The organism is Methanobrevibacter thaueri, from assembly GCF_015062905.1.
Classification (GTDB): Archaea; Methanobacteriota; Methanobacteria; order Methanobacteriales; family Methanobacteriaceae; genus Methanocatella; species Methanocatella thaueri_A.
In genome coordinates, this window is record NZ_SUTK01000004.1 from 53,911 (window position 1) to 80,199 (window position 26,289).

At 37.6% G+C, this 26,289-nt stretch carries 25 protein-coding genes; 19 read left to right on the forward strand and 6 right to left on the reverse strand.

Going from position 1 to position 26,289, the window contains the following annotated elements; all coding sequences use genetic code 11:
* Positions 1-30: 30 nt before the first annotated feature.
* Complete coding sequence (locus E7Z79_RS01685) at positions 31-2,670, forward strand: PEP/pyruvate-binding domain-containing protein (protein WP_303738249.1); 2,640 nt, start codon at positions 31-33, stop codon at positions 2,668-2,670.
* A 249-nt stretch (positions 2,671-2,919) separates the two neighbouring features.
* On the opposite strand, the gene mmp11 is transcribed toward E7Z79_RS01685, so the two are convergent.
* From mmp11 to hacA, 5 genes are all read right to left on the reverse strand, one after another.
* A complete protein-coding gene (gene mmp11, locus E7Z79_RS01690) occupies positions 2,920-3,861 on the reverse strand; it encodes a methanogenesis marker protein 11 (protein WP_303738250.1) in 942 nt (313 codons plus the stop codon).
* 7 nt (positions 3,862-3,868) lie between these two features.
* Positions 3,869-4,285 carry a 6,7-dimethyl-8-ribityllumazine synthase gene (gene ribH / locus E7Z79_RS01695; RefSeq protein WP_303738251.1) on the reverse strand — a complete coding sequence of 139 codons (417 nt, stop codon included), beginning with the start codon at positions 4,283-4,285 and terminating at the stop codon, positions 3,869-3,871.
* Positions 4,286-4,434: 149 nt separating this feature from the next.
* A complete protein-coding gene (locus E7Z79_RS01700; RefSeq protein ID WP_303738252.1) occupies positions 4,435-5,442 on the reverse strand; it encodes an isocitrate/isopropylmalate family dehydrogenase in 1,008 nt (335 codons plus the stop codon).
* Positions 5,417-5,896 carry a 3-isopropylmalate dehydratase small subunit gene (locus E7Z79_RS01705; RefSeq protein WP_303738273.1) on the reverse strand — a complete coding sequence of 160 codons (480 nt, stop codon included), beginning with the start codon at positions 5,894-5,896 and terminating at the stop codon, positions 5,417-5,419. Before E7Z79_RS01705 ends, E7Z79_RS01700 begins: the two co-directional genes overlap by 26 nt.
* A gap of 4 nt (positions 5,897-5,900) precedes the next feature.
* Entirely contained in the window at positions 5,901-7,145 is a 1,245-nt protein-coding gene (gene hacA / locus E7Z79_RS01710; protein WP_303738253.1) for a homoaconitase large subunit, read from the reverse strand.
* Between the two features lie 95 nt (positions 7,146-7,240).
* Here hacA and E7Z79_RS01715 point away from each other — a divergent pair, with 95 nt between their 5' ends.
* Positions 7,241-8,452: a DUF2264 domain-containing protein gene (locus E7Z79_RS01715; protein ID WP_303738254.1), complete on the forward strand. Its 1,212-nt coding sequence runs from the start codon at positions 7,241-7,243 to the stop codon at positions 8,450-8,452.
* On the opposite strand, the gene E7Z79_RS01720 is transcribed toward E7Z79_RS01715, so the two are convergent.
* Positions 8,449-9,687, reverse strand: coding sequence for a nucleotide sugar dehydrogenase (locus E7Z79_RS01720; protein WP_303738255.1), 1,239 nt, complete (start codon positions 9,685-9,687; stop codon positions 8,449-8,451). The genes E7Z79_RS01715 and E7Z79_RS01720 overlap by 4 nt on opposite strands.
* 75 nt (positions 9,688-9,762) lie before the next feature.
* On the opposite strand from E7Z79_RS01720, the gene rfbD reads away from it, so the two are divergent.
* From rfbD to E7Z79_RS01805, 17 genes are all read left to right on the forward strand, one after another.
* On the forward strand, positions 9,763-10,599 hold the full coding sequence (gene rfbD, locus E7Z79_RS01725) for a dTDP-4-dehydrorhamnose reductase (protein WP_303738256.1): 837 nt from the start codon (positions 9,763-9,765) through the stop codon (positions 10,597-10,599).
* The gene (locus E7Z79_RS01730) at positions 10,596-11,048 is read left to right on the forward strand and encodes a ribonuclease domain-containing protein (RefSeq protein ID WP_303738257.1); all 453 of its coding nucleotides are present in this window, start codon (positions 10,596-10,598) and stop codon (positions 11,046-11,048) included. The genes rfbD and E7Z79_RS01730 overlap by 4 nt, the downstream gene beginning before the upstream one ends.
* Before the next feature lies 1 nt (position 11,049).
* Complete coding sequence (locus E7Z79_RS01735; protein ID WP_303738258.1) at positions 11,050-11,280, forward strand: barstar family protein; 231 nt, start codon at positions 11,050-11,052, stop codon at positions 11,278-11,280.
* 204 nt (positions 11,281-11,484) lie between these two features.
* Positions 11,485-12,351 carry a glucose-1-phosphate thymidylyltransferase RfbA gene (gene rfbA / locus E7Z79_RS01740; RefSeq protein ID WP_303738259.1) on the forward strand — a complete coding sequence of 289 codons (867 nt, stop codon included), beginning with the start codon at positions 11,485-11,487 and terminating at the stop codon, positions 12,349-12,351.
* A 5-nt stretch (positions 12,352-12,356) separates the two neighbouring features.
* Positions 12,357-12,914, forward strand: coding sequence for a dTDP-4-dehydrorhamnose 3,5-epimerase (gene rfbC / locus E7Z79_RS01745; RefSeq protein ID WP_303738260.1), 558 nt, complete (start codon positions 12,357-12,359; stop codon positions 12,912-12,914).
* An 8-nt stretch (positions 12,915-12,922) separates the two neighbouring features.
* Complete coding sequence (rfbB, locus tag E7Z79_RS01750) at positions 12,923-13,930, forward strand: dTDP-glucose 4,6-dehydratase (protein WP_303738261.1); 1,008 nt, start codon at positions 12,923-12,925, stop codon at positions 13,928-13,930.
* Positions 13,931-14,146: 216 nt separating this feature from the next.
* Positions 14,147-14,413, forward strand: coding sequence for a hypothetical protein (locus E7Z79_RS01755; protein WP_303738262.1), 267 nt, complete (start codon positions 14,147-14,149; stop codon positions 14,411-14,413).
* Positions 14,414-14,429: 16 nt separating this feature from the next.
* Positions 14,430-14,696, forward strand: coding sequence for a hypothetical protein (locus tag E7Z79_RS01760; RefSeq protein WP_303738274.1), 267 nt, complete (start codon positions 14,430-14,432; stop codon positions 14,694-14,696).
* A gap of 39 nt (positions 14,697-14,735) precedes the next feature.
* The gene (locus tag E7Z79_RS01765) at positions 14,736-15,791 is read left to right on the forward strand and encodes a CDP-glycerol glycerophosphotransferase family protein (RefSeq protein WP_303738263.1); all 1,056 of its coding nucleotides are present in this window, start codon (positions 14,736-14,738) and stop codon (positions 15,789-15,791) included.
* A gap of 1 nt (position 15,792) precedes the next feature.
* On the forward strand, positions 15,793-16,752 hold the full coding sequence (locus tag E7Z79_RS01770; protein ID WP_303738264.1) for a glycosyltransferase family A protein: 960 nt from the start codon (positions 15,793-15,795) through the stop codon (positions 16,750-16,752).
* A gap of 1 nt (position 16,753) precedes the next feature.
* Positions 16,754-17,713, forward strand: coding sequence for a glycosyltransferase family 2 protein (locus tag E7Z79_RS01775; RefSeq protein ID WP_303738265.1), 960 nt, complete (start codon positions 16,754-16,756; stop codon positions 17,711-17,713).
* A gap of 12 nt (positions 17,714-17,725) precedes the next feature.
* Positions 17,726-18,583 carry a glycosyltransferase family 2 protein gene (locus E7Z79_RS01780; protein WP_303738266.1) on the forward strand — a complete coding sequence of 286 codons (858 nt, stop codon included), beginning with the start codon at positions 17,726-17,728 and terminating at the stop codon, positions 18,581-18,583.
* A 53-nt stretch (positions 18,584-18,636) separates the two neighbouring features.
* Positions 18,637-20,040, forward strand: coding sequence for an undecaprenyl-phosphate glucose phosphotransferase (locus tag E7Z79_RS01785; RefSeq protein WP_303738267.1), 1,404 nt, complete (start codon positions 18,637-18,639; stop codon positions 20,038-20,040).
* Positions 20,041-20,197: 157 nt separating this feature from the next.
* The gene (locus tag E7Z79_RS01790) at positions 20,198-22,804 is read left to right on the forward strand and encodes an OB-fold nucleic acid binding domain-containing protein (protein WP_303738268.1); all 2,607 of its coding nucleotides are present in this window, start codon (positions 20,198-20,200) and stop codon (positions 22,802-22,804) included.
* Positions 22,805-22,829: 25 nt separating this feature from the next.
* The gene (gene radA, locus E7Z79_RS01795) at positions 22,830-23,765 is read left to right on the forward strand and encodes a DNA repair and recombination protein RadA (protein ID WP_303738269.1); all 936 of its coding nucleotides are present in this window, start codon (positions 22,830-22,832) and stop codon (positions 23,763-23,765) included.
* Positions 23,766-23,822: 57 nt separating this feature from the next.
* The gene (locus tag E7Z79_RS01800; protein ID WP_303738270.1) at positions 23,823-24,728 is read left to right on the forward strand and encodes an AEC family transporter; all 906 of its coding nucleotides are present in this window, start codon (positions 23,823-23,825) and stop codon (positions 24,726-24,728) included.
* 298 nt (positions 24,729-25,026) lie between these two features.
* On the forward strand, positions 25,027-26,289 hold a 1,263-nt coding region (locus tag E7Z79_RS01805), incomplete at its 3' end, for a CoB--CoM heterodisulfide reductase iron-sulfur subunit A family protein (RefSeq protein WP_303738271.1).

Below are 26,289 nucleotides of genomic sequence, written 5' to 3' on the forward strand. Positions count from 1 at the left end.
AAAAATTAAAAAATATTAGGAGACATTATTATGGCCGCATTCGATAGGATTAAATCCGGAATTCCCGGGCTTGATGAAGCCTTAGACAATATCCGATTGGGAGATAATGTAGTATGGAATGTAACAAACTTGAATGAATTTTCCTACTTTGTCAATCCCTATGTCAAACAGGCAAAGGAAGATGGCAGGAACTTGATATACATTCGATTTGCTAATCATCCTCCATTAATAGAAATGACCGATAAGGATTTTGAACTGCTTGAAATTGAACAGGATAATCCTGACACCGAGTTTTGCATGATAGAGCGTGATGGGATTAAGATATATCAGGTAAATCCATATAACCAATTTGAAACATTCACTCTTGAAGTTCACAGAATCATCGAAAAGGAAGGCTTTGACGCATTTTATGTTTTCGACTGCCTGAGTGACCTGCAGGCGGTCTGGTCAACAGATTTGATGATGGGCAATTTCTTTAAGGTCACCTGTCCGTTCCTCTTCCAACTGGACACTGTGGCATATTTCCCAATCATTCGTGGAAGGCATTCTTATGATGCAATAGCCAAAATTCGTGAAACTACACAGTTGTTCCTGAATGTATACTCTAATTCTCCAGAGGAAGTTTACGTCTCTCCTCTGAAGGTGTGGAACAGGTATTCCCAGACCATGTTTCTGGGACACAAGTTCAACCCTCAAACAGGATTCGTCAAGGTTCTTCAGGATGGCCAGGAAGTCAGCAAATACTACAAGACCATCAATTCCGACAAGTATCAGGATGGGCTGACCCTGGACAGCTGGGAAAGGTATATGATTCAGGTTAGAAGGGAGTATAAAGAAGGCAAAAACATTGACGAGGAATGCGATAAGATCTGTGAGCTGATGATGACGAAAGATGAAAAGATGCTTTCGAAAATCAAGGAATACTTCACTTTTGAGGATTACATCACAATTTACGACCGTCGTGTCGGCAGCGGATTGGTGGGCGGTAAGACATGCGGAATGCTGCTTGCAAGAAAAATTATCGAAAAGGACCGTCCGGAGATATACAGCAATTTCGAGCCTGATGATTCGTTCTATATAGGTTCCGATTTATTCTATACATATATCGTTTCAAACGACTTGTGGGACCTTCGGGTAAAGCAAAGGACACAGGAAGGTTATTACAAATACGGTAAGGAATTGGAGGAAGCCCTTAAAAACGGCAGTTTTCCGGATGGAATTAAAAAGGAATTCATACGCATATTGGATTACTTCGGACAGAACCCTATAATTGTCAGGTCAAGTAGTTTCCTTGAGGACGGGTATGGAAATGCATTTGCCGGAAAATACGAATCTGTGTTCTGCGTAAATAGGGGCAGTCTTGAGGAACGTCTGGCCGCTTTTGAAGAGGCTGTAAAGATTGTATATTCAAGTACCATGAACATTTCCGCTTTGGAATACAGGAAAATAAATGGTTTGGACGACACTGATGAACAGATGGCTCTTCTGGTTCAAAGGGTTTCAGGCTCTTATCATGGAGACTATTTATTCCCGACAGCTGCCGGTGTCGGATTTTCATACAGCCCATATTCTCCGCTTCCGGACATGGACAACAGCAAGGGAATGTTGAGGCTTGTAATGGGTCTTGGTACTAAGGCTGTAGACAGGACAAAAAAGGATTATCCAAGAATCATCAATCTTGATAAGCCTGAAGTGACACTAACGAAGGATATAAAGGAAAAGCACAGATATTCACAGCATTATCTTGATGTCATCGATTTAAAAAATATCTCTTTGCATGATATACCTGTCGATGAGGGTTTAGGTGTAATTCCAAGGTATGCAAAAAGAATTTTGGTCGAACATGACCGTGAAGCCGAAAGAATGTTTCGGGATCGTGGACAACGTCGTGAAATAGTGTTCGTCAACTGTGAGGGAATCGTAAAGAATAAGGAATTCATTGAAGAGATGAAGGAAATCCTGAGCACGTTACAAACAGCATATGATTACCCGGTCGACATTGAATACACAGTCAATGTTGGAGAGGACAATTCATTCAATGTAAATCTATTGCAATGTCGCCCTCTTCAGGTTTCAGTAAATGATGAGGCCATTGAGATGCCTGAAGACAAAAACGTCTTTTTCCACATTAAGGAATCCTCCATGGGAATGTCACGCAAGAACAAGATTGACACGATTTGCTATGTTGATCCGCACAAGTATTACGAATATCCTTATGCCCAGAAAAGTTCAATATCCAGGGTTATCAGTGATGTAAATGCTTATTGCAAGAACAACGATAAAACAGCTATTCTGATAGTTCCCGGAAGAATAGGCACATCCTCTCCCGAGTTGGGAATTCCTGTAGTGTTTGCCGATATCAGTCATTTTTCCGCAATCCTGGAGGAGGCATATAGTGAGGTTGGCTATATGCCGGAATTGTCTTTTGGAAGCCACATGTTCCAGGATTTGGTGGAAGCGGAAATATACTATGGGGCATTGTTTGAAAATGAGAGGAAACTGGAATTCAACAGGGACATGGTCTATGATTATCCGAATATCCTGGAGGACATCAATCCTAATTTGAGTGAGGAAGTCTATTCCATGATACAGGTTATAGACTTTGATGAAAATAAGGCGGAGTTATACCATGATATGAATAAGGATGAAACATTGTGCATTTTCAAGTAATCAGGTCATAGTTTAGGATAATGGAAAACATTTCATTATTTTTGGGCAGGCGGGTGGGACATATGCCTTTTTATTTGTAATAATTTTTTGAAAAAAAGATTTTTCAAATAAAAGAAACGTATGACAAAATCGTTATGTGATCAATGACCCTGTTTGATTTTTTCGAGTTTATTTTTTCAGCGGGGTTGTTTTTCACATATTTTTTTTGAAATTCAGTATTAAAAAAATAAGTTAAAATCTAGAATTAATCTAGATTTCTTTTTCATAAGCTTTCACGGCCTCTTCAACATCATCATAAAGTCCAAGGGCTGCAAGAGCGCCGACTTTACCTTGTTCGCCGGTAACCGCAATCAATGGAATGTTCAATTCTTCTGCAACAGATTCTGCAGTTTCAACATCCATCATTCCGGATTTTGTAGCAATTGAATACTCTCTTAACTTTTCAGGAATGTCTAAACCTTCCAATATGGCAATTGCTGTTTTATCGGATAAGGTATCCCTTTTGAGAATTTCAATTACATTATCAATTAAATCCTGCTTTTTATCGCTTTCGACAGCGAAAGTAAGAGCGATTGAAACACAGTTTTGAGTTTTGTGCGGATTATGAGGATATAGTTGAACAATAATGTGATCCAAGTATTCGAAACCCATTCCTGCAAGTTCGACTCCCAGATTATGAGCCATTGTCCAGGTGGCACCTGCATCTTTGGTGTCTGTATCGTCAACACCTATAACTACCTTTTCAAGTTTAGGTGTCACAACTGTAGCCTTACCTGCTTTTGAGCCTCCTCCAACTTGAATAAGCTCAACATATTTAACACCTTCGCCCATTCCTCTGCACATTCCAGCTCCAACGCCAGCACCGGCCAGACCTGCATGGGTAACCTTAACCTCATCGCCGTCAACGATAATCTCATCAATTCCGGCAGCATTGAAACTTGCCTTCAGGTCAAGCGGAGCCTTGCCGACATGACATTTATAGACATGCTTGTTTCCGTCACGGTAAGCGGAATCAATGAGCTCTGAATTGTTTCTGTATTGGTGCAGTAACCAATGAGACCCTGAAATACATGGATGGTACTCTACGAGTTCCACCCTGTCCCCATCAACCATAGTCAATACTTTTTCGTATGGAGCTATCCATGGGTCATTAAACTTTTCTCTTAATTCGTTAGGCTTTAGTATTTCCATCTAATCACTAGATTTCTTTTAATCTGTCGCACATTTTGATAGCTGCTTCAACTGCACTTTTTGCGTTTTTAACACGTCTGTGAGCATCCATTCTGGTCATACCTGGACCGGTAATACCGAGTGCCACTGGAGTGTCGTATTCAAGTGCTAAATCAGCGATTTTACGGGAAGCGTGCTGTGCTACGATTTGATCGTGGTCAGTTGCACCTTCAATTACAGCGCCGAGGGTAATGAGTGCATCGTATTCATCTTTTTGTAATAATTTTTTAATTACGAGAGGCATATCGAATACACCTGGAACTGCAACAACTTTTGTGATTTCGCAGCCTCTGTTTTTAGCTTCTGCTTGAGCGAGTTCTAACATCATTTGTGTAATATCATAGTTAAATTCAGCAACTACTGCTGCTATTTCATATCTTGCCATTTTTATCAATCCTCTTTAATCTATCCGGCACCACCGAAAATAATGAGTAAAAATCCTGCTACCCCACTAACTACCATAATGAATATGATAAAAAGTGCTGCCATTTGCATTTTGGTTAATTTTTTGAAATTCATATTTATTATATCTCCTTATAAATTATTTATAACTTCACTGGTTAATTCTTCGGTTGTAGCTGAACCGCCTAAATCACCGGTTAAAGTATTAGCATCATTCAGTACTTTCAATATTGAAGCCTCAAATCTGTCGGCTTCATCGTTTTCGCCTAAATATCTAAGCATCATTATTGCTGAAAGCATCATAGCTATCGGATTGGCCTTGTTTTGGCCTGCAATATCCGGCGCTGAACCGTGGACAGGTTCGAATAAAGCTCCATCCTGCCCGATATTTGCAGATGGAATCAAACCGAGTCCTCCAACAAGACCTGCCCCTTCATCTGATAAGATGTCTCCGAAGAGGTTGGTTGTTACAATAACTTCAAAGCTTTCCGGTTGTGTGATGAGATACATTGCTGTTGCATCAACATAAAAGTCCTCGGTTGCAATGTCCGGATAGTCCTTTGCAACTTCATAGAAAATTTCACGAAACAGACCGTCGGTTTTTTTGAGCACATTGGCTTTATGAACTGCGGTTACCTTTTTCTTATCATTGTCCTTAGCATATTTGAATGCATAGTCAATAATGCGTCTTTCTGCTTCTCTTGTGATAATGCGTCTTGCTATTGCTCCTTCATCGGTGAATGATTCCTCATCAGCAATATACATTCCTTCCGTATTTTCACGCACAATCATAAAGTCAATATCGTCAAATAATGAATTAGTATTAGGATAAGCTTTAACTGGTCTTAAATTAGCAAACATTTTCATTTCCTGGCGTATCTTAACGATAACGTCCGCTGCAGTTTCACCGGCTGCACCGAACAGGCATGCATCAGCTTCTCTAATGATATCCAAAGTTTCGCCAGGCAGTGCGGTGCCTGTCTTTTCAAGGCATTCATCACCTGCATCACCATAAACATATTCGAAATCAATATCCAATGCATCTAAAACATCCAATGTTGCTTTCATAACCTCTTTGCCGATTCCATCACCTGGAACGACTGCAATTTGATATTTATCTTTTGTTTTTGAGGTATTCAATTAAACCACCTTGATTTAAAATTTCTAACATGAATGGAGGCAATTTTTTAAATGTAATTTTTTCGCCATTGGAAGCGGTAATGGTTCCTTCGTCCATATCCACTTCGATTTCATCTCCATCTTCTATTATTTCTGTAATTCCGGGAGCTTCAAGAAGAGGAACTCCAACATTTGTAGCATTTCTATAAAAGATCCTGGCGAATGATTCCGCAATCACGGCTGACACGCCAACGCCTTTAAGTGCAATCGGGGCATGCTCTCTTGAAGAGCCGCATCCGAAATTTGTTCCCGCTACGATAAAGTCTCCTTTTTTACATTTCTTATTGAAGTCAGCATCAAGTCCTTCCATACAATGCTGTGATAATCTTTCTTCATCAGTATAAATCAGATATCTTCCAGGAACTATAATGTCTGTGTCAATATCATTTCCAAATTTCCAAGCTGTTCCTTTCATATAATCACTCCGGCGCAACGATTCTTCCTTCAATTGCTGAAGCGGCAGCAACAGCGGCGGAAGATAAATAAACTTTTCCATCAGGACTTCCCTGTCTTCCCTTAAAGTTTCTGTTGGATGTGGAAAGACTTACCTCATCAGGTCCTATGATTCCAGTATGGCCTCCAAGACAAGGGCCACAGCATGGAGCTGACACAAGTGCTCCGGCATCAACGAATATTTTAATCAGTCCTTCGTCCAATGCTTTTGAGTAAACTTCTTTTGATGCAGGTATGACCAGCATTCTAGTGCCATTGGCTATTTTATTGCCTTTTAAAATCTTTGCGGCATCACGTAAGTCACTGATTCTACCGTTGGTACAAGAACCTAAAAATACCTGGTCAATTTCTACATCCACCTCGCCAATCGGCTTCACGTTATCAACGTTGTGAGGACAGGCAATTTGAGGTTCCAAATCATTAACATCAACATCTATTACATTAAGTGAAGAGGAGTCCAAATCAGTTTTGAACACTTTATAAGGCTTATTGGAACGTTTTTCGACATAAGCGATAGTTTTTTCATCAGGTTCTACCAAACCGGTTTTTCCACCCATCTCAATCGCCATATTGCATAAAACCATTCTGTCTGAAACGGTCATATCCGCAATGGTATCTCCTGCAAATTCACAGGCTTTGTAGGTGGAACCATCGGCACCCATCATTCCAATAATGTGTAAAATCACATCTTTTGCATAAACATTGTCTTTTAACTTACCAGTAATGTTAAATCTGTTTGTTTCAGGCACTTTAAACCATAGGTTGCCTTCAGCAAACACCATTGCCATGTCAGTTGAACCAATTCCAGTTGAAAATGCGCCCAATGCGCCATGAGTACAGGTATGTGAATCGGCACCTACAATAACGTCTCCAGGCACTACATGGCCTTTTTCAGGTAATATCTGATGACAGACGCCTGCATTAACATCATAAAAATTCTCAATACCCTGCTCTTTTACAAATCTTCTCATTAATATATGGTTATTAGCTGAGTCAATGGAGTCAGCCGGAACCTGGTGATCAAATGGTATAACAATTTTTGACGGATTCCAAACCTTCTCTGCTCCAATTTTTTCAAAAGACTGTACTGAAAGAGGCCCGGTCAAATCATGAGTCATTGCTATATCAATATTTGCGATAATAATATCTCCGGCTTCCACACTTTCTTTTCCGGAAGCTCTAGCTAATATTTTTTCGGACATTGTTGGCATATTTTAAACCTCTCACTAATGATAAATGTTTTTGTTTTACAAGATATATAAACTCTTTTTAATGTTTATATATAATGTATAACAAAATATAAATCATGAGCAACTCATTTTTTAAAAGATTCAAAAAAGAAGAAGAACCTCAAATAATTGAGGAAGAAACTCCTGTTTGGGAAGATAGGATTTTTTGGGTTTCAACATTGCAAAAAATAGCATTTCCTGTCCTGAATAATTTGTCAAAAGGGTCACTTAGAAAAACAATGCCTTTTGAATCAAACACTACTGAAGGACAAAAATTTGCATATCTTGAAGCTTTTGCTCGAGTTTTCAATGGAATCGCTCCTTGGTTGGAATTAGGAGCAGATACTTCTGATGAAGGTAAAATTCGTGATAAATATATTAATTTAACCATTCAATGTATTAGAAATGCCGTTAATACCAACAGCAATGATTATATTTTTGTTGTGGAACCTAAACAATCTTTAGTTGATGTTGCTTTATTTGCTCAAGGATTACTCAGAGCCAAAAATCAAATTTGGCTAAATTTACCAATGGATGTTCAAGCTAGAATAATTCGCGAACTTAAGAATACAAGAATTATAGCCCCTTATGAAAATCATTGGCTATTATTTACCTCAATGATTGAAGCGGCACTTTTAGAATTCACAGGCGAATGTGATATGGAAAGATTAACATATGCCATTTCCAAATTCAGGGATGAATTCTATATTGGGGATGCAATTTACTCTAATGGTGCAGAATTTGAAGCAGATTACTTTAACAGTTTGGTTATTCATCCTATGCTCAATGATATATTGCGTGTAATGAGAAAATACGGTCTTAGAGATGGCGAATTTTTAGATGTGCAATTAATGAGATCATCCAGGTTAGCTTCTCAGCTTGAAAGAGTCATTTCTCCTGAGGGAACCTATCCGCTTTTAGGTAAAGCCCTATCATATCGATGTGGTGTTTTCCATTTGCTTTCACAGGCTGCCTTATTAAAGGTCTTGCCAAGAAATATTTCTCCGGCACAAGTCAGAAGTGCACTTACAAAAGTTATTAAAATGCAATTTGAAGGCAATCAAAACTTTAACTCTGAAGGATGGTTAATTTGCGGATTAAACGCATCACAAATGGAAATCTGTGAAGACGATATTAATACAGGCAGTCTTTATGCATGCTGTACAGTATTCTTGGCTTTAGGTTTGAAACCTGAGGATGTGTTTTGGGAATCCCCATCTGAAGAATGGAGTAGTCAAAAAGCATGGAATGGCCATCAAATACAATCAGACCAATCAATCAATTTTTAATTCAATTCGTATAAGTTCCCGTAATTATATAATTTAATTTCGTTTGGAACTTCTTTTATTATATTTTTTGTATCAAATATTATCGGATTAACCATGCTTTTGGATATCAAGTCATAATCCATGTTCTTGAATTCGTTATGGTCGCATAATACTAAAATAAGATTGGCGTCTTTTGTCGCTTCATCCAAACTGACAAAATCAGGATTTTCAATGTGAGGGTCGTGAATAGCTATTTCATAATTGGCGCTTAATTTTGCAATTATTTCATAAGCTGGGCTTTCCCTGTCGTCTCCGGTATTTCCTTTATATGAAACACCCAATACGGCTATCTTGCCATCTGGAATAATCTTTTTAACGTTTTCAACGACAAAGTCAGGCATGGAGTTATTTGTATCACGTGCCAGTTTAATGATTTTTGCCTGTTCAGGCGCTTTAGCATAGATAAAGTAAGGATCTATTGCAAGGCAATGTCCTCCGACACCAGGGCCAGGTGAGTGCAGGTTAACCCTTGGATGTTTATTGGCCATTTCAATAACGTCAAGTGCATTCACACCAATTTCAGCACATATTTTAGCAAGCTCGTTTGCAAGAGCAATGTTAACGTCTCTGAAAGTGTTTTCCATACATTTTGAAAGTTCTGCGGTTTTTGCCTCTGTAAGCATCAAGTCCCCTTCAACAAATTGCCCGTAAACTTCACTGGCCTTTTTGGCACATTCCGGTGTAACTCCACCAATTATGCGGTCATTGTGTATCAACTCATCAATGATCTTTCCGGGAAGCACCCTTTCAGGGCAATGTGCAAGGAATAAGTCTTCACCAATTGTAAAGCCGGCCTTTTCGAAAATCGGTTTTATTGTCTCGTCTGTTGACATAGGGGCAATTGTGGATTCGATAATGACCGTATTTCCCTTTTCAATATAAGGCAGGATTGATTCGCATGCTGTTATGACATAGCTCAAATCACAGCTATAGTTTTCAACGATGTATGGTGTTGGCACGGTAATTATGAAAGCGTCGGCTTTTTCGGGAGTTAGGCTTGCTTTGTATACTTTCAATTCAACAGCTTTTTTGATAATGTCAGATATTCCTGGCTCTTCGATATGGATAATCCCTTTATTCAGGTTTTTTATCATTTCTTCTGATATGTCGACACCTACCACTTCGCAGTGGTTACGAGCGAATAACGCTGCTGTTGGTAATCCAATGTAGCCTTGACCAATAATACATACTTTCATAATTCCAACTCCATTATTAATTAAATATTACTTCAAACATATATAAAAACTAATATTAAAGTTTTAAGTGATAATATGAAAATTCTAATTACCGGTTCTAATGGAATGTTGGGTCATGATTTAATCAAAGCTTTAGAAAATCATGAGTTAATTTTAACAAATTCCAAAACATTGGACATTACAGATGAAAATCATACAATCGAATTTATTTGCGATGCAAAACCGGACATCGTTATCAACTCTGCGGCCTATACCGATGTCGACGGCTGCGAGGAAAACCCTGACCTTGCATATGCCGTTAATGGCAGGGGCGTTCGAAATTTGGCGCTGGCTTGCAGGCAAGTCGATTGTCCTCTTGTCCACATAAGCACTGATTATGTCTTTGATGGTAGTGCAGCCGAACCTATTGTCGAAGATGGGGAAATTGGTCCAATCAGCATTTATGGCAAGAGCAAGCTCGAAGGCGAACTGGCCATACAGGAAATATTAGACAAATATTTCATTATAAGGACTGCATGGCTTTATGGAATCAACGGTAAGAATTTTCCAAAGACAATGCTTGAATTGGCTAAAGAGCATTCTGAAATCACTGTTGTCTATGATGAGGTAGGAACACCGACATACACTCCGGATCTGGCTTTCGGCATTTCCGAGTTAATAGAAACCGATTATTATGGAATATACCATCTCACCAATTCCGGCAGCTGTTCCTGGTGTGAGTTTGCAAGATATATTTTTGAGGTTGCAGGCAAGGACATCAATGTAGTTCCGGTTACAGCATCCGAGTTTGCAAGGCCTGCTCCAAGGCCAAGTTATTCTGTTTTGGAAAATAGGAATTGGGTGGAAAAAGGATTCAAGCCACTTAGAAGTTATAAAGAAGCAATTAAGGAATACATTGAGTTGATTATATGAATAAAAAGTTATTTTTGTTAATAGCATTAATCATCGCTTTTGTCAGCATTTCCGCCGTCAGTGCAGGATTTCTTGATTTCCTAAATTTCGGGGATGACAAGACAAGCGATGTCAATGTTGTTGAAGATGGGGAGTACTGTACAGTTGACGAGGTTTCAGCATACATTAAGGAGTTTCATAAGCTTCCAAGCAACTATATAACTAAAAAGGAAGCCCAAAGCCTTGGCTGGCATGGGGGACCCCTTAAGAAATATGCTCCTGGAAAAAGCATAGGCGGAGACAGATTCACCAACAGGCAGCATGTGCTTCCGGACAGTGATTCCAAATACATAGAATGCGATATTAATGCAAACGGAACACAGCGTGGTGCTGAAAGGATTGTATACAATACAGGAGACTATAAGGTTTATTACACTGATGACCACTACAATACATTCAAAGAGGTTTAAAATGCAACTGGACGGTAACTTGATTAAAATTGAAGGGCATGATTACTTAAAGGAAGCTTTAGATTTGCCAGATTACTATGGAAAGAATCTTGATGCCTTATACGATTGCTTATGTGAGATGGAATGTGAGATTGAACTGGTCAATGCCGGTGAAGTTGATGGGGATATCATCGATACTTTTCAGGATGCGGCAGATGAAAATCAGTTTTTAACCTTTAAAATCACTTATTAATATTTACTGTATTTCTGCAAAACGTAGCAATTGAAATCATATAATCTGTATAGATAAAAATGATAATACAACAGGGAATCTAATTTTCCTTGTTTTTTCTTATTTTGATATTTAATTTTCATGGTGTAATAGTACTTATTTATAGCATGTTTAATAGAATTATAAACTGATAATATTATTAACTAATAACTTGGAGAGAGTTTCATGAAAGGTATAGTGCTTGCAGGTGGTTCCGGAACTCGCCTATATCCAATTACAAAGGCCGTTTCTAAACAATTGTTGCCACTTTATGATAAACCAATGATTTATTATCCTATTTCAGTATTGATGCTGGCGGGAATTAAGGAAATATTGATTATCTCCACTCCTAGAGATTTACCAATGTATAAGGATTTGCTAGGCGACGGATCCAGTCTCGGAATAAAATTCGAATATGCAGTTCAGGAAAATCCTAACGGACTTGCTGAAGCGTTCATCATAGGTGAGGAGTTCATCGGTGATGATAATGTTGCGCTTATTTTGGGAGACAACATATTCCACGGACACAGGTTCACCGAAATACTTGAAAGGGCAACCTCCCTTGATGAGGGGGCAGTGATATTCGGTTATTACACCAACAAACCTGAAGCGTTTGGTGTTGTGGAGTTTGATGATGAATGGAATGTGCTGTCAATAGAAGAAAAGCCTGAAAAGCCAAAATCAAATTATATCGTCCCGGGACTGTATTTCTATGACAATGACGTAATAGAAATAGCCAAAAACGTAAAGCCTTCTGACAGGGGCGAGGTCGAAATCACTTCCGTCAATGAGGAATATTTGAACCGTGGAAAACTCAAGGTTGAGCTTCTGGGAAGGGGAATGGCCTGGCTTGATACAGGAACCCATGAGGGGCTTCTTGAAGCTGCAAACTTCATTGAAACAGTTCAAAAAAGGCAAAGCCTTTACATCGCTTGTCTTGAAGAGATTGCATATCTTAAGGGATACATCGATGAGGAGCAACTATTGAAAACAGCCGAGGAGCTTAAGAAAACAGATTACGGCGAATATTTATTTAATCTAGCTAAAAGATGATTATTATGGGAAAATTCAAATTTACAGAAACTGGAATCAAGGACATGTTTGTCGTTGAGCCTACCGTTTTTGAAGACAATAGAGGATATTTTATGGAAACATTCCAGGAAAACGATTTTAAGGAAGCCGGACACGATTTGACTTTTGTTCAGGACAATCAATCAAAATCCTCAAAAGGAGTGCTAAGAGGGCTGCATCTGCAGCTGAAATATCCGCAGGGAAAGCTGGTTCGCGTCATCAAAGGTGAGGTCTTTGACGTTGGGGTGGACCTTAGGGGCGATTCGCCGACTTATGGAAAATGGTATGGCGAAATATTGTCTGAGGACAATAAGAAGCAATTGTACATTCCTCCAAAGTTTGCGCACGGATTTCTGGTATTGTCTGATGAAGCGGAATTCCTTTACAAATGCACAGAATTCTACCATGGCGAGGATGAAAGCGGAATAAGATGGGACGATGAGGACATTGCCATCGACTGGCCACTCGATGGAATCGATGAGATAATCTTGTCCGATAAGGATAAGGAATGGAAAAGCTTTAAGGATTCTAAAATCAAATACTGAGTGATATTATGACAAATATTCTAGTTACAGGTGGAGCAGGATTCATTGGAAGCAATTTTGTAAGATATATGGTCAATAAATATTCAGATTATCATATCATAAACCTGGATGCTTTAACTTATTGCGGAAACCTTGAAAACCTAAAGGACATTGAAAATAAAGACAATTACAGTTTTGTTAAAGGAGACATTAGGGATAAGGAGGTTGTTGACGAACTGGTCAAGAAATGTGACTACGTTATCAATTTCGCTGCCGAAAGCCATGTTGACAGAAGCATCACAGATCCTGAAATTTTCATCAAATCAAACGTATTGGGCACACAGGTCCTTTTGAATGCGGCCAAGGAATATGGTGTTGAAAAGTATATTCAAATCTCTACAGATGAAGTTTACGGCACTTTGGGCAAGATAGGATACTTTAGAGAAACTACTCCATTGCAGCCAAACAGCCCTTATTCCGCTTCCAAGGCCGGCGGAGACCTGATCACAAGGGCATACTTTGAAACCTTTGGGCTGCCGATTAACATTACTCGATGTTCTAACAATTACGGACCTTATCAGTTTCCGGAAAAATTGATTCCTTTGATGATTTCAAACACTCTTGAGGACAAGAAATTGCCTGTTTACGGCGATGGGAAAAACATCAGGGACTGGCTGCATGTGCATGACCACTGTACAGCTATTGACCTTGTTCTACATGAAGGGGAATTGGGCGAAGTTTACAATATCGGCGGCAACAACGAAAAGGAAAACATATATATTGTAAAGCTAATTCTTGAAACTTTAGGCAAGGACGAATCATTAATTGAATTTGTAACAGACCGTTTAGGCCATGACAGACGCTATGCTATTGATTCAACTAAAATACAAAACGAATTAGGTTGGAGTCCAGAATATACATTTGAAGTCGGCATTAAGGAAACAATCCAATGGTATCTCGACAATCAGGAATGGACAAATCAGGTTAAAAGCGGTCAATATCAGGAATATTATGAAAAAATGTATGCAAACAGATAGTGAATTTACACTTGAAATGCACCTCTTTATTTTATAATATTCATTTTTATTTTTATTTTTATCACTTTTGTTTAAATTTTTTAATATTTTTGATAGATGATATTAATTATTTTTCAATCCATGACTTAAGAATTTCATTACAAATAGGATAATTTTATATATTAATTTTGATAAAATAATAATGTTTAGTTATTATTTGGGGAAATGGTGATTTGGATGTTGGAGCAATATTTACCTTTTGTTGCATTGATTATTTTTGGTAATATTGAAAACTTAGTATTGTCTTCACAAGGTGTTGTAGCGGGTGTAAATCCGTTAAAATTAGGTATTGCAAGTTTTATTTGTGTTGGAATGTGGTTAGCAATTGGAACATTCGGAACACAACTGCTTATTGAGTATGTTAGTTTTATTGAGTTCCTTGGGGGATTGGCTATTTTCATTTTAGGCGCCCAAGCCATGATTACTTCAATCAGGGGTGAATAGTTTGGATCCTGAAATTATGCATTTTTTACCATTAATGGTTTTCGGCAACATCGAAAACTTGATTTTGGCAGCTCAAGGTGTTGCGGCACATGTTGACCCTGTAGGATTGGCAATTTTAAGTTTTTTAGCTGTAATAGGCTGGTTTTTAATCGGAACATTCGGCACAAAAATAGCAATGAAATATGCAAGAGTAATCAATTTCGTTGGTGGTTTAGCCATTTTTATTTTGGGTGTTCAGGCAATTGCAGGAGCAATTCCTGGAATGCTAGCATTTTTCCATTAGATTATCATGTCTTATCTGAAGCATAAAGTGTATGGTTTGATGTTTAGTTTATTTAAACATACAAACGTTGAAGCGAATAGGATTTCTTTTATAATAGATTCTCGTGAATCATTTAAAGGTAATCTGGATTATATTAAAAAGGAATTCGAAAAAAGAGGCAATTTTGAATTTCACTTTTTTTACAAGGATAAATTATCATTCAGCAGCTTCAAGAAACTTGCGGGCTCCAAGTACATCTTTTTAAACGATAATTTTTTCCCCCTTGCTTTCATGAAATTCAGTGATGAAAACACTATAGTGCAACTCTGGCATGCTCCAGGGGCTTCCAAAAAATTCGGAGGCTCTATCGATATCGAAAGCAGAGAAATATTAAGAAAAATCTCTGAAAATACTGATTGTCTGATAGTGACTTCTAAAAATATAATCGGATATTATAGTGAGGCTTTTCAGATGCCGGAATCCAAAATCAAGGCATTAGGCCTTCCGCGAATGGACTATTACTTTGAAAACCATGATTTGGATAAACTTAAGGATGATTTCTGTCAAAAATTTGACGTCCCCAAAGATAAAAAGATCATTCTCTATGCTCCAACCTTCAGAGATGAGGAAAAATATAATAATGTTTTCAACTATTTGGATGTGGAGGACTTTAACAGACAGTTGGGAGAAGAATACGTTTTGGCCCTGAGGCTTCATCCAAAGATAAAGAACTTTTATAAGGATGACATATCTTCAAAAGGGAAGTATATTGATGTAAGCGGCTATGAATCAGAACAGGAACTGATGTTAATCAGCGACATGTTGATAACCGACTATTCATCAATAATGATTGAGTATTCCATTTTAAATAAGCCTACCATATTTTTCACATATGACCTGGATGAATATCTGTCAAATGAACGTGGATTTTACTATGATTTCAAAACAACCGTTCCCGGCCCTATCGTTTACACATCCGATGAGCTGATTGATGCAATAAGAAATGGCATATCAGATGAAAGCAAAATATCAGAATTTGTAATGACCCAATTTGATGAAATAGACGGTCATTCATCTAAGCGTATTGTAGATTATCTTTTAAATAATGGTGGATAAAATGGATAATATTGATGTTAGTGTTATCGTTCCGGTTTACAACAGTGAAGAGTATATAGGTACAACACTCGATTCAATTATTAATCAGGATTTTAAAAATTTTGAACTGATTGTCATAGATGACGGGTCAACCGACAACAGCCTGGAGATAATCAACCAGAAGCTGTCCGGCTCATCAGTTCCTCACAATATCATACATCAGCAGAATTCAGGTGTAAGCAGTGCAAGAAATCGTGGAATTGATGTGGCAAATGGAGAATATTTGGTTTTCGTCGATGCGGATGACTACATTACAGGAAACCACTTATCCGAATTGTATAACGGTCAAACCGACTTCAGTTTAATACAATTCATTAAAAAGGATGGAGACAAGCTATCTGCTCCCCATCATTTTTCCGCTGAATTCATGTCATGTGACGATTTCGTTAAAAAAGAGCTCAACATGGAAATGCCGTTCAATTTTTGGCAGCTGATGTATAGGGCCAGTTTGGTCAATGACAACGGCATAAGGTTCAATCCGGAGCTTGTTTATGGTGAAGACATCGATTTTGCACTTAGAACATTAATATATGGGGATAAAATCGCTATCAGCAATGAAGCAACTTACTATTACATCCAGCACTCCGAATCCGCCATCAATACTAGTGAATTCAGGAGATTTGAGGTCATTTCCATTTTTGAAAAATTAGCCGAGTTTTATGAAAGTCAGGGCAGGGATGATTTGGCCCATCTTGTAATTACCTCCAGAATTCCGAAAGCGATATTTGGAAACATGAATTACTTTTTCTACAATGACTATGACTTTGATGAAGTTTTAGGCAAAATGAAGGAGCTTGATTTGCTTACAAAATTATCCAAATATGAAGGGGACGGAAAGTTCAAATCCAAAATTAAATTATTCTTATTAAGTCCAAAATTATATTATAAAACATGGAAGAAATTAAAAAATTCGATTGATTAGCATGAAGGTTTCTGTAGTTACACCAAATTATAATGGGAAAAGATTTTTGAAGACATTTTTTGAATCTTTAGACAATGATTCGGAGCTCATCGGAGAGGTCATCATCGTTGATAATGCATCAACTGATGGAAGCAAGGAGTATATTGGGAGCAATTCTTTTGATTTTCCCGTCAAAATCATCGAAAACACTGAAAATGTGGGATTTTCACCAGCAGTCAATCAAGGAATCAGAAATGCCCACTATGAATATATATTTTCTTTAAACAATGATACTGAAGTAAAGAAGGGATCCATTAAGGCATTGGTCGATTTGATGTCTTCTGACGACAATATTTTCTCTCTTCAAGCCAAAATGCTTCAATACGACAACAAGGAACTGATTGACGATGTTGGAGACGAGTACAACCTGCTTGCCTGGACTAAAAAAACGGGTGAAAATCACAGCTCCGACGAATACACAGAGGTCTGCGAGATATTTTCAGCCTGTGCCGGTGCGGCAATGTACAGGAAATCTCTGCTTTTGGAGCTGGGAATGTTTGACGATAACTTTTTTGCGTATATGGAAGATGTGGATTTGGCGATAAGGTCAAGGATATATGGCTATAGGAATCTGCTATGCCCCGATGCCATAGTCTATCATATAGGATCTGCAACATCTGGAAGCAGATATAACGAGTTTAAAGTTCGTCTGGCTGCCCGTAACAACGTTTGGGTCGTTTATAAGAACCTCCCGATTCCATTAAAAATCGTGAATTTCATATTCCTGTTTTTAGGATTTTTCATAAAATATCTCTTTTTCGTTAAGAAGGGCTTCGGTTCAACATACTTTTCAGGCATAAAGGAAGGGCTGTCAACCAGAAGCAAAATAGACAAAGTCAAATTCAAATCTCAAAATACGAAAAATTATTTTAAAATCGAATACAGATTAATAATCAATACCTTTAAATTTTTAAAAAAATAGCCAGTGAGTTTTATGGACCTTTCAGTTGTTATCGTAAATTATCAGACTTTCGAGCTGACAAAGAATACTATAAATTCCATTCTCGAATACGATTATCCGTTTTCATATGAGATATTTGTAGTTGATAATGCATCCAGCGACGATAGTTTAGCCCGTCTTAAAGACTATTTCAATGATAAGGTCAAATTCATCGCTTCAAATGAAAACAACGGTTTTGCAGCCGGAAACAATCAGGCATTAAGGCTTGCAAGTGGAAGATATCAGCTGCTTTTGAATTCAGACACCATCGTATGGGAAAATACCCTGGAAAGCATTTATCATTATATGGAAAGCAATGAGGATGTTGGAGCGTGCGGATGCCGGGTTCTGCTGGAGAACGGCGAACTTGACAAGGCATGCAAAAGGTCTTTTCCAAACGTCAAAAACTCTTTTTTCAGACTCTTCCACATTCCTACAAACAGCAAGGACGACAATTATAACCTGACAGACCTGCCAGATGATGAGGTTTATGAAATAGACTGTCTTACCGGAGCGTTCATGTTCATCAGAAAGGAGGCATTAGACCAAATCGGCTTGCTTGATGAGACATTCTTCATGTACGGTGAGGATATAGACCTGTGCTATCGTATTAAACAAGGCGGATGGAAGATAGTCTACTATGGAAAATCAAAAATCACTCACCTTAAGGGTGCAAGCAGCAAAAAGCAAAAATCCAAACTGATTTATGAATTTTATCGAGCGATGTACATTTATTATAAAAAGCACCATGCCGGCGAATCAATATTCATCGTGAACTGGGTCGTTTATTTGGGTATTGCTGTTCTTTGCCTTTTAAAATTATTCCTAAATATATTTAAAAAGAAAAGTTAATTAATATATTAAAACCATAATATATATTGAAACTAGTTCTTTAGGTAGTTAACATGATAAAGGAAAATCAAAAGGCATTGAATATATTGTTGGTTCTAATAGATATTCTAGTCATATCTATCTCACTTTTATGTTCATTTTGGTTAAGGTTCAAAACCACTTTATTTGGCCCAATTGGAGGACATTTGGGATTTTTTAGCTATCTTTTATTTTTTATTTTAGCTGTCATTCCGGTTTATCTGATTTTATACTTTGCGTTTGGATTGTATAAACCGCGCAGAACATACAAGAACGTATTTTCAGAAGCGACTCAGATAATCAAGGTTAACATATTGGCATTCTTTGCTTTGGTTTCAATTTTATTCATCATCAACCAGCCGGATTTTTCAAGAATCATGCTGTTCCTGCTGGCAATCATCGGAACAGTCTTTGGAATAATCGAAAGATTCGTTATCAGGAGTATCTTAAAGAATTTGAGGGTTAAAAATAAGAATCTCAAGCATATCCTGATAGTTGGTGACAATGATTTGGCGTTTACCTTTGCGCGCAGAATCCGCGAGAATCCCTATTTGGGATTTGCCGTCAGCGGATTTTTGGGAAGGCAAGAGCATATCGGAATGGAAATTGAAGGCAGCAGAATAATCGGCTCATTTAAACAGTTGGATTATATTCTTGAAAATAACAGATACGATAGGGTCGTTTTGGCGATTCCTTTAAAATACTATTATAAAATCAATGAGCTAGTGGAGAGTTGTGAAAAGGTTGGAATTAAAGCGGAAATAATTCCGGATTATATCAGATATTTCCCGGCACAACCGTCAATTGACATGATTGAGGACATTCCTATCATCAATATCCGTTATGTTCCTCTTGATGATGATTTTAATAAGTTCCTTAAGTACACTTCCGATTATATCATATCAATAATAGCAATCATTATAACATCACCTATAATGATCCTTACGGCTATCGCTATTAAGATGACATCTCCCGGCCCGATTATCTTTAAGCAAGAGAGAATGGGATATAACGGTAAAATCTTCAAGATGTATAAGTTCCGCAGTATGAAGGTTCAGGACCCTAGCGAAGAGAAATCCGAATGGACCACCCGTGACGACCCAAGGAAAACCAGAGTCGGCGATTTAATTAGAAAGACCAGTGTTGACGAATTGCCGCAATTTTTCAATGTTTTGAAAGGCGACATGAGCGTTGTTGGACCTAGGCCCGAAAGACCTTTTTTTGTTGAACAATTCAGGGAAACAATTCCAAAATATATGGTAAAACACCAGGTAAAGCCAGGTTTGACCGGATGGGCTCAAATTCATGGTTGCCGTGGAGATACTTCAATCAAAAAACGTATAGAATATGATATCGAATATGTAGAAAATTGGCATATGGGTTTGGACTTGGCTATAATGATCAAGACCGCCTTAAAGAAAAATCCTAATGCATATTAGCACTTTTGTGTATCTGCATGTTGACGCAATTGAATAATATTTATAACAAATTTTTTATTAATAATGTTATTGAGATTAGTTTTCAAATGCTCTCTCTCTAACTTTATATACACTATCAATATAAAATTATAATTAACTTTTCTATGAGGGGTTTGGTATGCAAGAAAATATTTTACAAGAATACGAAAAAGTTAAAGATAAACTTTCTGAAGAAGAGTTCTTAGAAGAAATTGAAAGAATGAAATCAAATAATGAAGATTTAGGTCTTATTGATGATTTTAGTGCTGCAAAAATTGTGGTTCAAAATCACAATGGTAATGATACAACATCTATTTTAGAAAATAAAGTTGAAGAATCATCATCTGGGATGTCAGATGAACTTAAAGAAAGATTTGATAAAGTTAAAGACCAGATTTCTGAAGAGGAATTCTTTGAAAGAATGGAAAAATTCAGACAAAGGGAAATTGACAATCCGTTCATGACCGATACAAGTTTAGCAGACATGGTTGTTGGTGAACTGGTTACAGAAGAACCTGAAATCGTTTCCGAAAAACCTGAATTCGCCGTTGATACAATCGACAAACTTGAAGCCAACAGCAGGGATACTACCGTTGCAGGCAGAGTAATATCCATTTCACATCCAAGATCATTTAAAACACGCAAAGGTCAAAATGGCCAAGTTCAAAATGTCGAGTTAAAGGATAACACAGGTGAAATAAGGGCTGTTTTCTGGACACAAAATATTAAATTACTTAGGAATGTCAAAGAAGGAGACATCATTCAAATCAAAAATGTGGATATTAAGGAAGGATACTCAGGTCTTGAAGCAAACTTAAGGCAAAGGTCAGTTTTAGTTCATTTGGAGGAAGATTTATCAAAATTCCCTGCTTATGAAGAGGAAATCACAAAGATTGCTGACATTGAACCTGAAACCAAAGTTAATATCATTGCAAGAATCATTAGAATTCCAACTATCAGAAGTTATGAAAAGAATGGAAAAGAAGGAAAAGTTGCATCTCTTGAATTACAGGATGATTCAGGACAAATCTCTTACACATTATGGAACAATAATGTTGAATTGATTGATGAATTAAAATTAGAAGATGGTGACACAGTCAAAATTCTTCAGGCACAGGCACGCGAAAGGCCAAACCGTGACGGTGAAAATGAAATCACATTGACCCATTGGGATGGAAGAATCATTAAAGGGGACTATGATGTTCCTGAAATTCAACAGGAATTCCTGCCGATCGGCGATTTAAGCGAACAAAAGGATGTTTCAATTATAGGTGTTGTTTCCAGACTCCAGGATATCAGAATATTTACCAGAAAAACCGATAATACTGAAGGTAAATTAAGAAACTTCGATGTCAGGGATTCAACCGGTGAGATAAGGGTAACAGTTTGGGGCGATGACACAGGTATCGCAATCAATAAAGGAGATTTCATTAAGGTCATAGGTGGTGACGTCCGTTATGACCAATACACACAAAGCCAATACTCAATGAATACCAATTTCAACACTCAAATTACTGTCAATCCGGAAAACTTGTCAATCGAGAAAATAGATGAGTTGGACGCAATCAGAAATGAACTGCATCCGGTTTCAATCGGAGAAATCCAATTTGACTATGATGAGGATGGTATTGAAATAGACATTATCGGAAGGATCTTATCACTCGAGGAGCCAAGAGAATTCCAGAGGGACGACTCCACTGTGGGAATAGTTCGTTCAGCCCTCTTTGCAGATGAATCCGGTAAGGTTAGATTATCTTTCTGGAATGAAAAAGCCGAAGGAGATTATGAAGTAGGTGAGGCATACAGAATCGAAAACGCCAGAACCAGACTTGGCATGTACAGTGTTGATTTAAACATTGGTGGAGGTTCTAGAATTATTAGATTATCCGAAGAACAAGCTTCTGCAATGTTTATTCCAGAACTTGCTACATTGGAAAAAGCGATTTATGATTATAAGAAAATCGAAGACTTGGATGAGGATGAAGAAGATACAATCATCATCGGAAGAGTAATCGAATTAAATGAAATACGTAATTTCGATAGGGACAACGGTGATACAGGATCCGTTAGAAATATTGAAATTGCTGATGACACCGGTTCAATTAGAGTGGTGTTATGGGATAATGATGCAAAAAAGGACTTGGAAATGGGTCAACCGCTCAAATTACAAAACCCTCGTTTATCCCTAGACATGGATAACCGTCTTCAGGCTACTGTATCCGGAGGAACAACCGTTTTGGAACCTAGTGAAAAAGAGTTGGAAGATTTACCATCTCAAGATGAATTAATGGAATCAATATTTGTTGCGAAATCCATTGAATCATTAACAGAAGATGATACTAATGTCCATATCACTGCCAGAATCAAAGAGGTATATCCGGATAAGATTCTACTTAAAAGATGTCCAAACTGTCGTGAAAGTGTAGAGGATTCTGAAGATGAATATATCTGTGACAACTGTGGCCACACATTTGATGAACCTAAATACACTCTTATGATTCCGACAAGGGTGGAAGATGATACAGGTGAGATTCCAGTCACTTTCTTCGGCAATTTAGCAGAAGAACTTATTGACATGAGTCAAGAGGAAGTTATTTCCATTATTGAAGATGAAGGATATGGAATTGAAGATAAAATTGAAGATTTAGTTAATATGACAATCGAAATTATCGCTAATGTTAGCTTTAATGAATATTCTGAAGAATTCAGATTAAACCCTAAAAAACTTTTGAAAAAATATTATTAGAAAATAAATTTAAGGAATGATAATTATGGTCGAATTAAGTGATTTACCAGGTGTTGGAGAAAAAACAGCAGAAAAATTAAAAGATGCAGGTTTCGCTGATATGATGAGATTGGCTACAGCTACTCCTAAAGAGTTATCAGTTAAAGCCGAAATCGGTGAAGGTGTTGCGGAAAAAGTTATTGAAGCTGCCCGTAGAGCTGAAAACATTACTTTTGAAACAGCATTGGAAGTAGATGAAAGAAGAAAAGATGTTGGACACATAACTGTTGGAAGCCAAGAATTCAATGATTTAATCGGTGGTGGAATTGAAACCCAATCCATTACTGAAGTATTCGGTGAATTCGGATCTGGTAAAAGTCAAATATCCCATGAATTAGCGGTTACAGTTCAATTACCTGAAGAGCTTGGCGGTCTTGATGGTGAATGCGTATTTGTTGACACTGAAAACACTTTCCGTCCGGAAAGGGTCAGACAAATCGCTGAAGGATTTGAATTAGACACCGAACAAGTATTAAGCAGAATTCATGTTGCACGTGCATTCAACTCAGCTCACCAAATTTTAATGGTTGATAAAATCAATGAGCTTATCCAAAGCGGTGTTAATGTCAGACTGGTTATTGTTGACTCATTGATGGCTCACTTCAGAGCAGAATATGTTGGAAGAGAATCCTTAGCCGTAAGGCAGCAAAAATTAAATCAACACTTACATTCACTTCAGCAAATTGCAAACACTTACAATGTTGCAGTATTTTTAACCAACCAAGTTCAAGCTAAACCTGATTCATTCTTCGGAAGTCCTACCAAAGCTATTGGTGGACACGTTCTAGGTCACGCTTCCACTTACAGAATCTGGCTCAAAAAAGGATTGGCTGGAAAAAGAATCGCACGTTTAGTGGATTCCCCTCATTTGCCTGAAGGCGAATGTGTATTTAAAATTACTAGCGAAGGTATCGTTAGCTAATTTTAATCTTTCTTTTTTTCGTAACTTTTTTATACTTTTTTTATCTAATATTTACTCATGAATGAAATTGAAGTTACTATTTTATCAATCATCATAATGATTGGGATTGGATATTTCCTTAAAAGAATCGATTTTTTAAGTGAAAAGGATATCGATCCGTTCAATAAGATAGTAATGTATATTTTGCTTCCCTGCATGATTTTTCATGCTTTGTATTCTGCTGATTTGTCTTTGATTTCTAAATTGGGAATATTGCCGCTTGTTATTTTGGCCTCTTCGGCCGTTACAGGCATCGTCTCATTTTTCATTTTGAAACGATTGAAGCTGGATGACATCACATTGTGGAGCGTATTGGTAACTGTAATGATCGCCAATACTGCATTCATGGGCTATCCTGTTACTTTAGGCATTTATGGTCAGGACGGTTTTTTAAGGGCGATATTTTGTGACATTGCAACATTATGCATATTTTTAATGCTGTCTTTCGTTTTGATTTTGAAGTTTGGGGGCACGGTTAAGACTGCTTTTAAGAAAATCGCTTTTTTCCCGCCTTTGTGGGCAGTGATTTTTGGTCTCGTGTTCAATTTTATCAACATTCCTATAGGTCCTGTTTTGGACAATACCATCAATTATCTGGGTCAGGGAGCAATTCCTTTAATCATGGTTGCTTTAGGATTGTCCATTGACTTTTCAGCCATTAAGAGAAGCAAATCCATGATCGTTTTCACATCAATCATGAAATTGGCCTTTTTCCCATTGGTTGCTTTTTTTGTAGCAACACAGCTGGGCCTAATCGATCTTCAGTTTAAGATTTCCATTGTTGAGGCAGCAATGCCTTCGGGGATGATGTCATTGCTTCTAGCAATCACATACAAACTCAACTATGAACTGACATCAGACTGCATATTAATCAACACTGTAATCTCTTTGATTACACTTCCGGCAATAATTATGTTATTGTAATAAAAAATTGAAAATTTATCTAAACCTAAATTTTTCATTTCATCAAAAAATAAATATTATACTTTATTTCGACTGATATCATATAAAAAACTTTAATTTAAAGTTTAAAGCTATTTTAAAAGAGATTTCCGTTTCTCATATATAAACTTTACTCCAAGACTTTTATGGATAGCTTTATATATGTGTATTTACTACATTAATATATCTAATACTATGTAAAAATTTTTACAACTGTTTTTAAATTGCAATTTTTTATATATATTAGATATTTTTCACGACTTGTACAAGGTGAATTAATATGGCAGAAGAAATAAATAATAACGAAGAAATTAGGATAGGTGTTTACGTCTGTCACTGTGGTGTAAACATTGGTGGAGTAGTCGACTGTCCTGACGTTGCAGAGTATGCAAAGACATTACCTAACGTCGTTTACGCAACCGACTACAAATACATGTGTTCTGACCCTGGACAAGCTATGATCCAAGAGGACATTAAAGAGAAAAACTTAAACAGAATTGTTGTAGCAGCATGTTCCCCTCGTCTTCACGAACCTACTTTCCGTAGATGTGTAGAAGAAGCTGGATTAAACAAGTTCTTATTTGAATTTGCAAACTTAAGGGAACAAGACTCCTGGGTACACATGGACTTACCAGAAGAAGCTACCGCAAAAGCTAAAGATTTAACACGTATGGCTGTTGCAAAAGCAAGATTACTCGAACCATTAGAAGCAACTAAAGTAGAAGTAAACAACACTGCATTAGTTATCGGTGGTGGAGTAGCTGGTATTCAAACCTCATTAGACTTAGCTGATATGGGATTCAAAACCTACGTTGTAGAAAGAAACCCAACTATCGGTGGACGTATGGGACAATTAGATAAAACTTTCCCAACACTCGACTGTTCAATGTGTATTTTAGCACCTAAGATGGTAGACTGTCAAAAACACGAAAACATCGAATTAATTTCCTACGCAGAAGTTAAAGAAGTTGACGGATTCATCGGAAACTTCACTGTAAAAGTTGAGAAAAAACCTAGATACGTAGACGAAGCATTATGTACTGGATGTGGATCCTGTCAAGAAGCTTGTCCTATCGAAATACCTAACTACTACGACGAAGGTGTCGGTATGGTAAAAGCTGCATACATCCCATTCCCTCAAGCTGTACCATTATGTGCTACAATCGACAAAGACTACTGTATCGAATGTAACTTATGTGTACAAGCATGTGGACCAGAAGCTATCGACCACAACCAACAACCTGAAATTATCGAGTTAGAAGTTGGTACTATCGTCGCTGCTATCGGTTACGACCCATTCGACCCATCCGGAATTTACCAATACGGATACGGCCGTTTCTCAAACGTAATTACCGCTATGGAAATTGAAAGAATGATCAACGCATCAGGACCTACCGGAGGTCACGTAATCAAACCTTCCGACGGTATCGAACCTAAACGTGTTGCATTCATCCACTGTGTCGGTTCCAGAGATGAACAAATCGGTAAACCATACTGTTCCAGAGTATGTTGTATGTACTCCATGAAAAACGCTCAATTATGT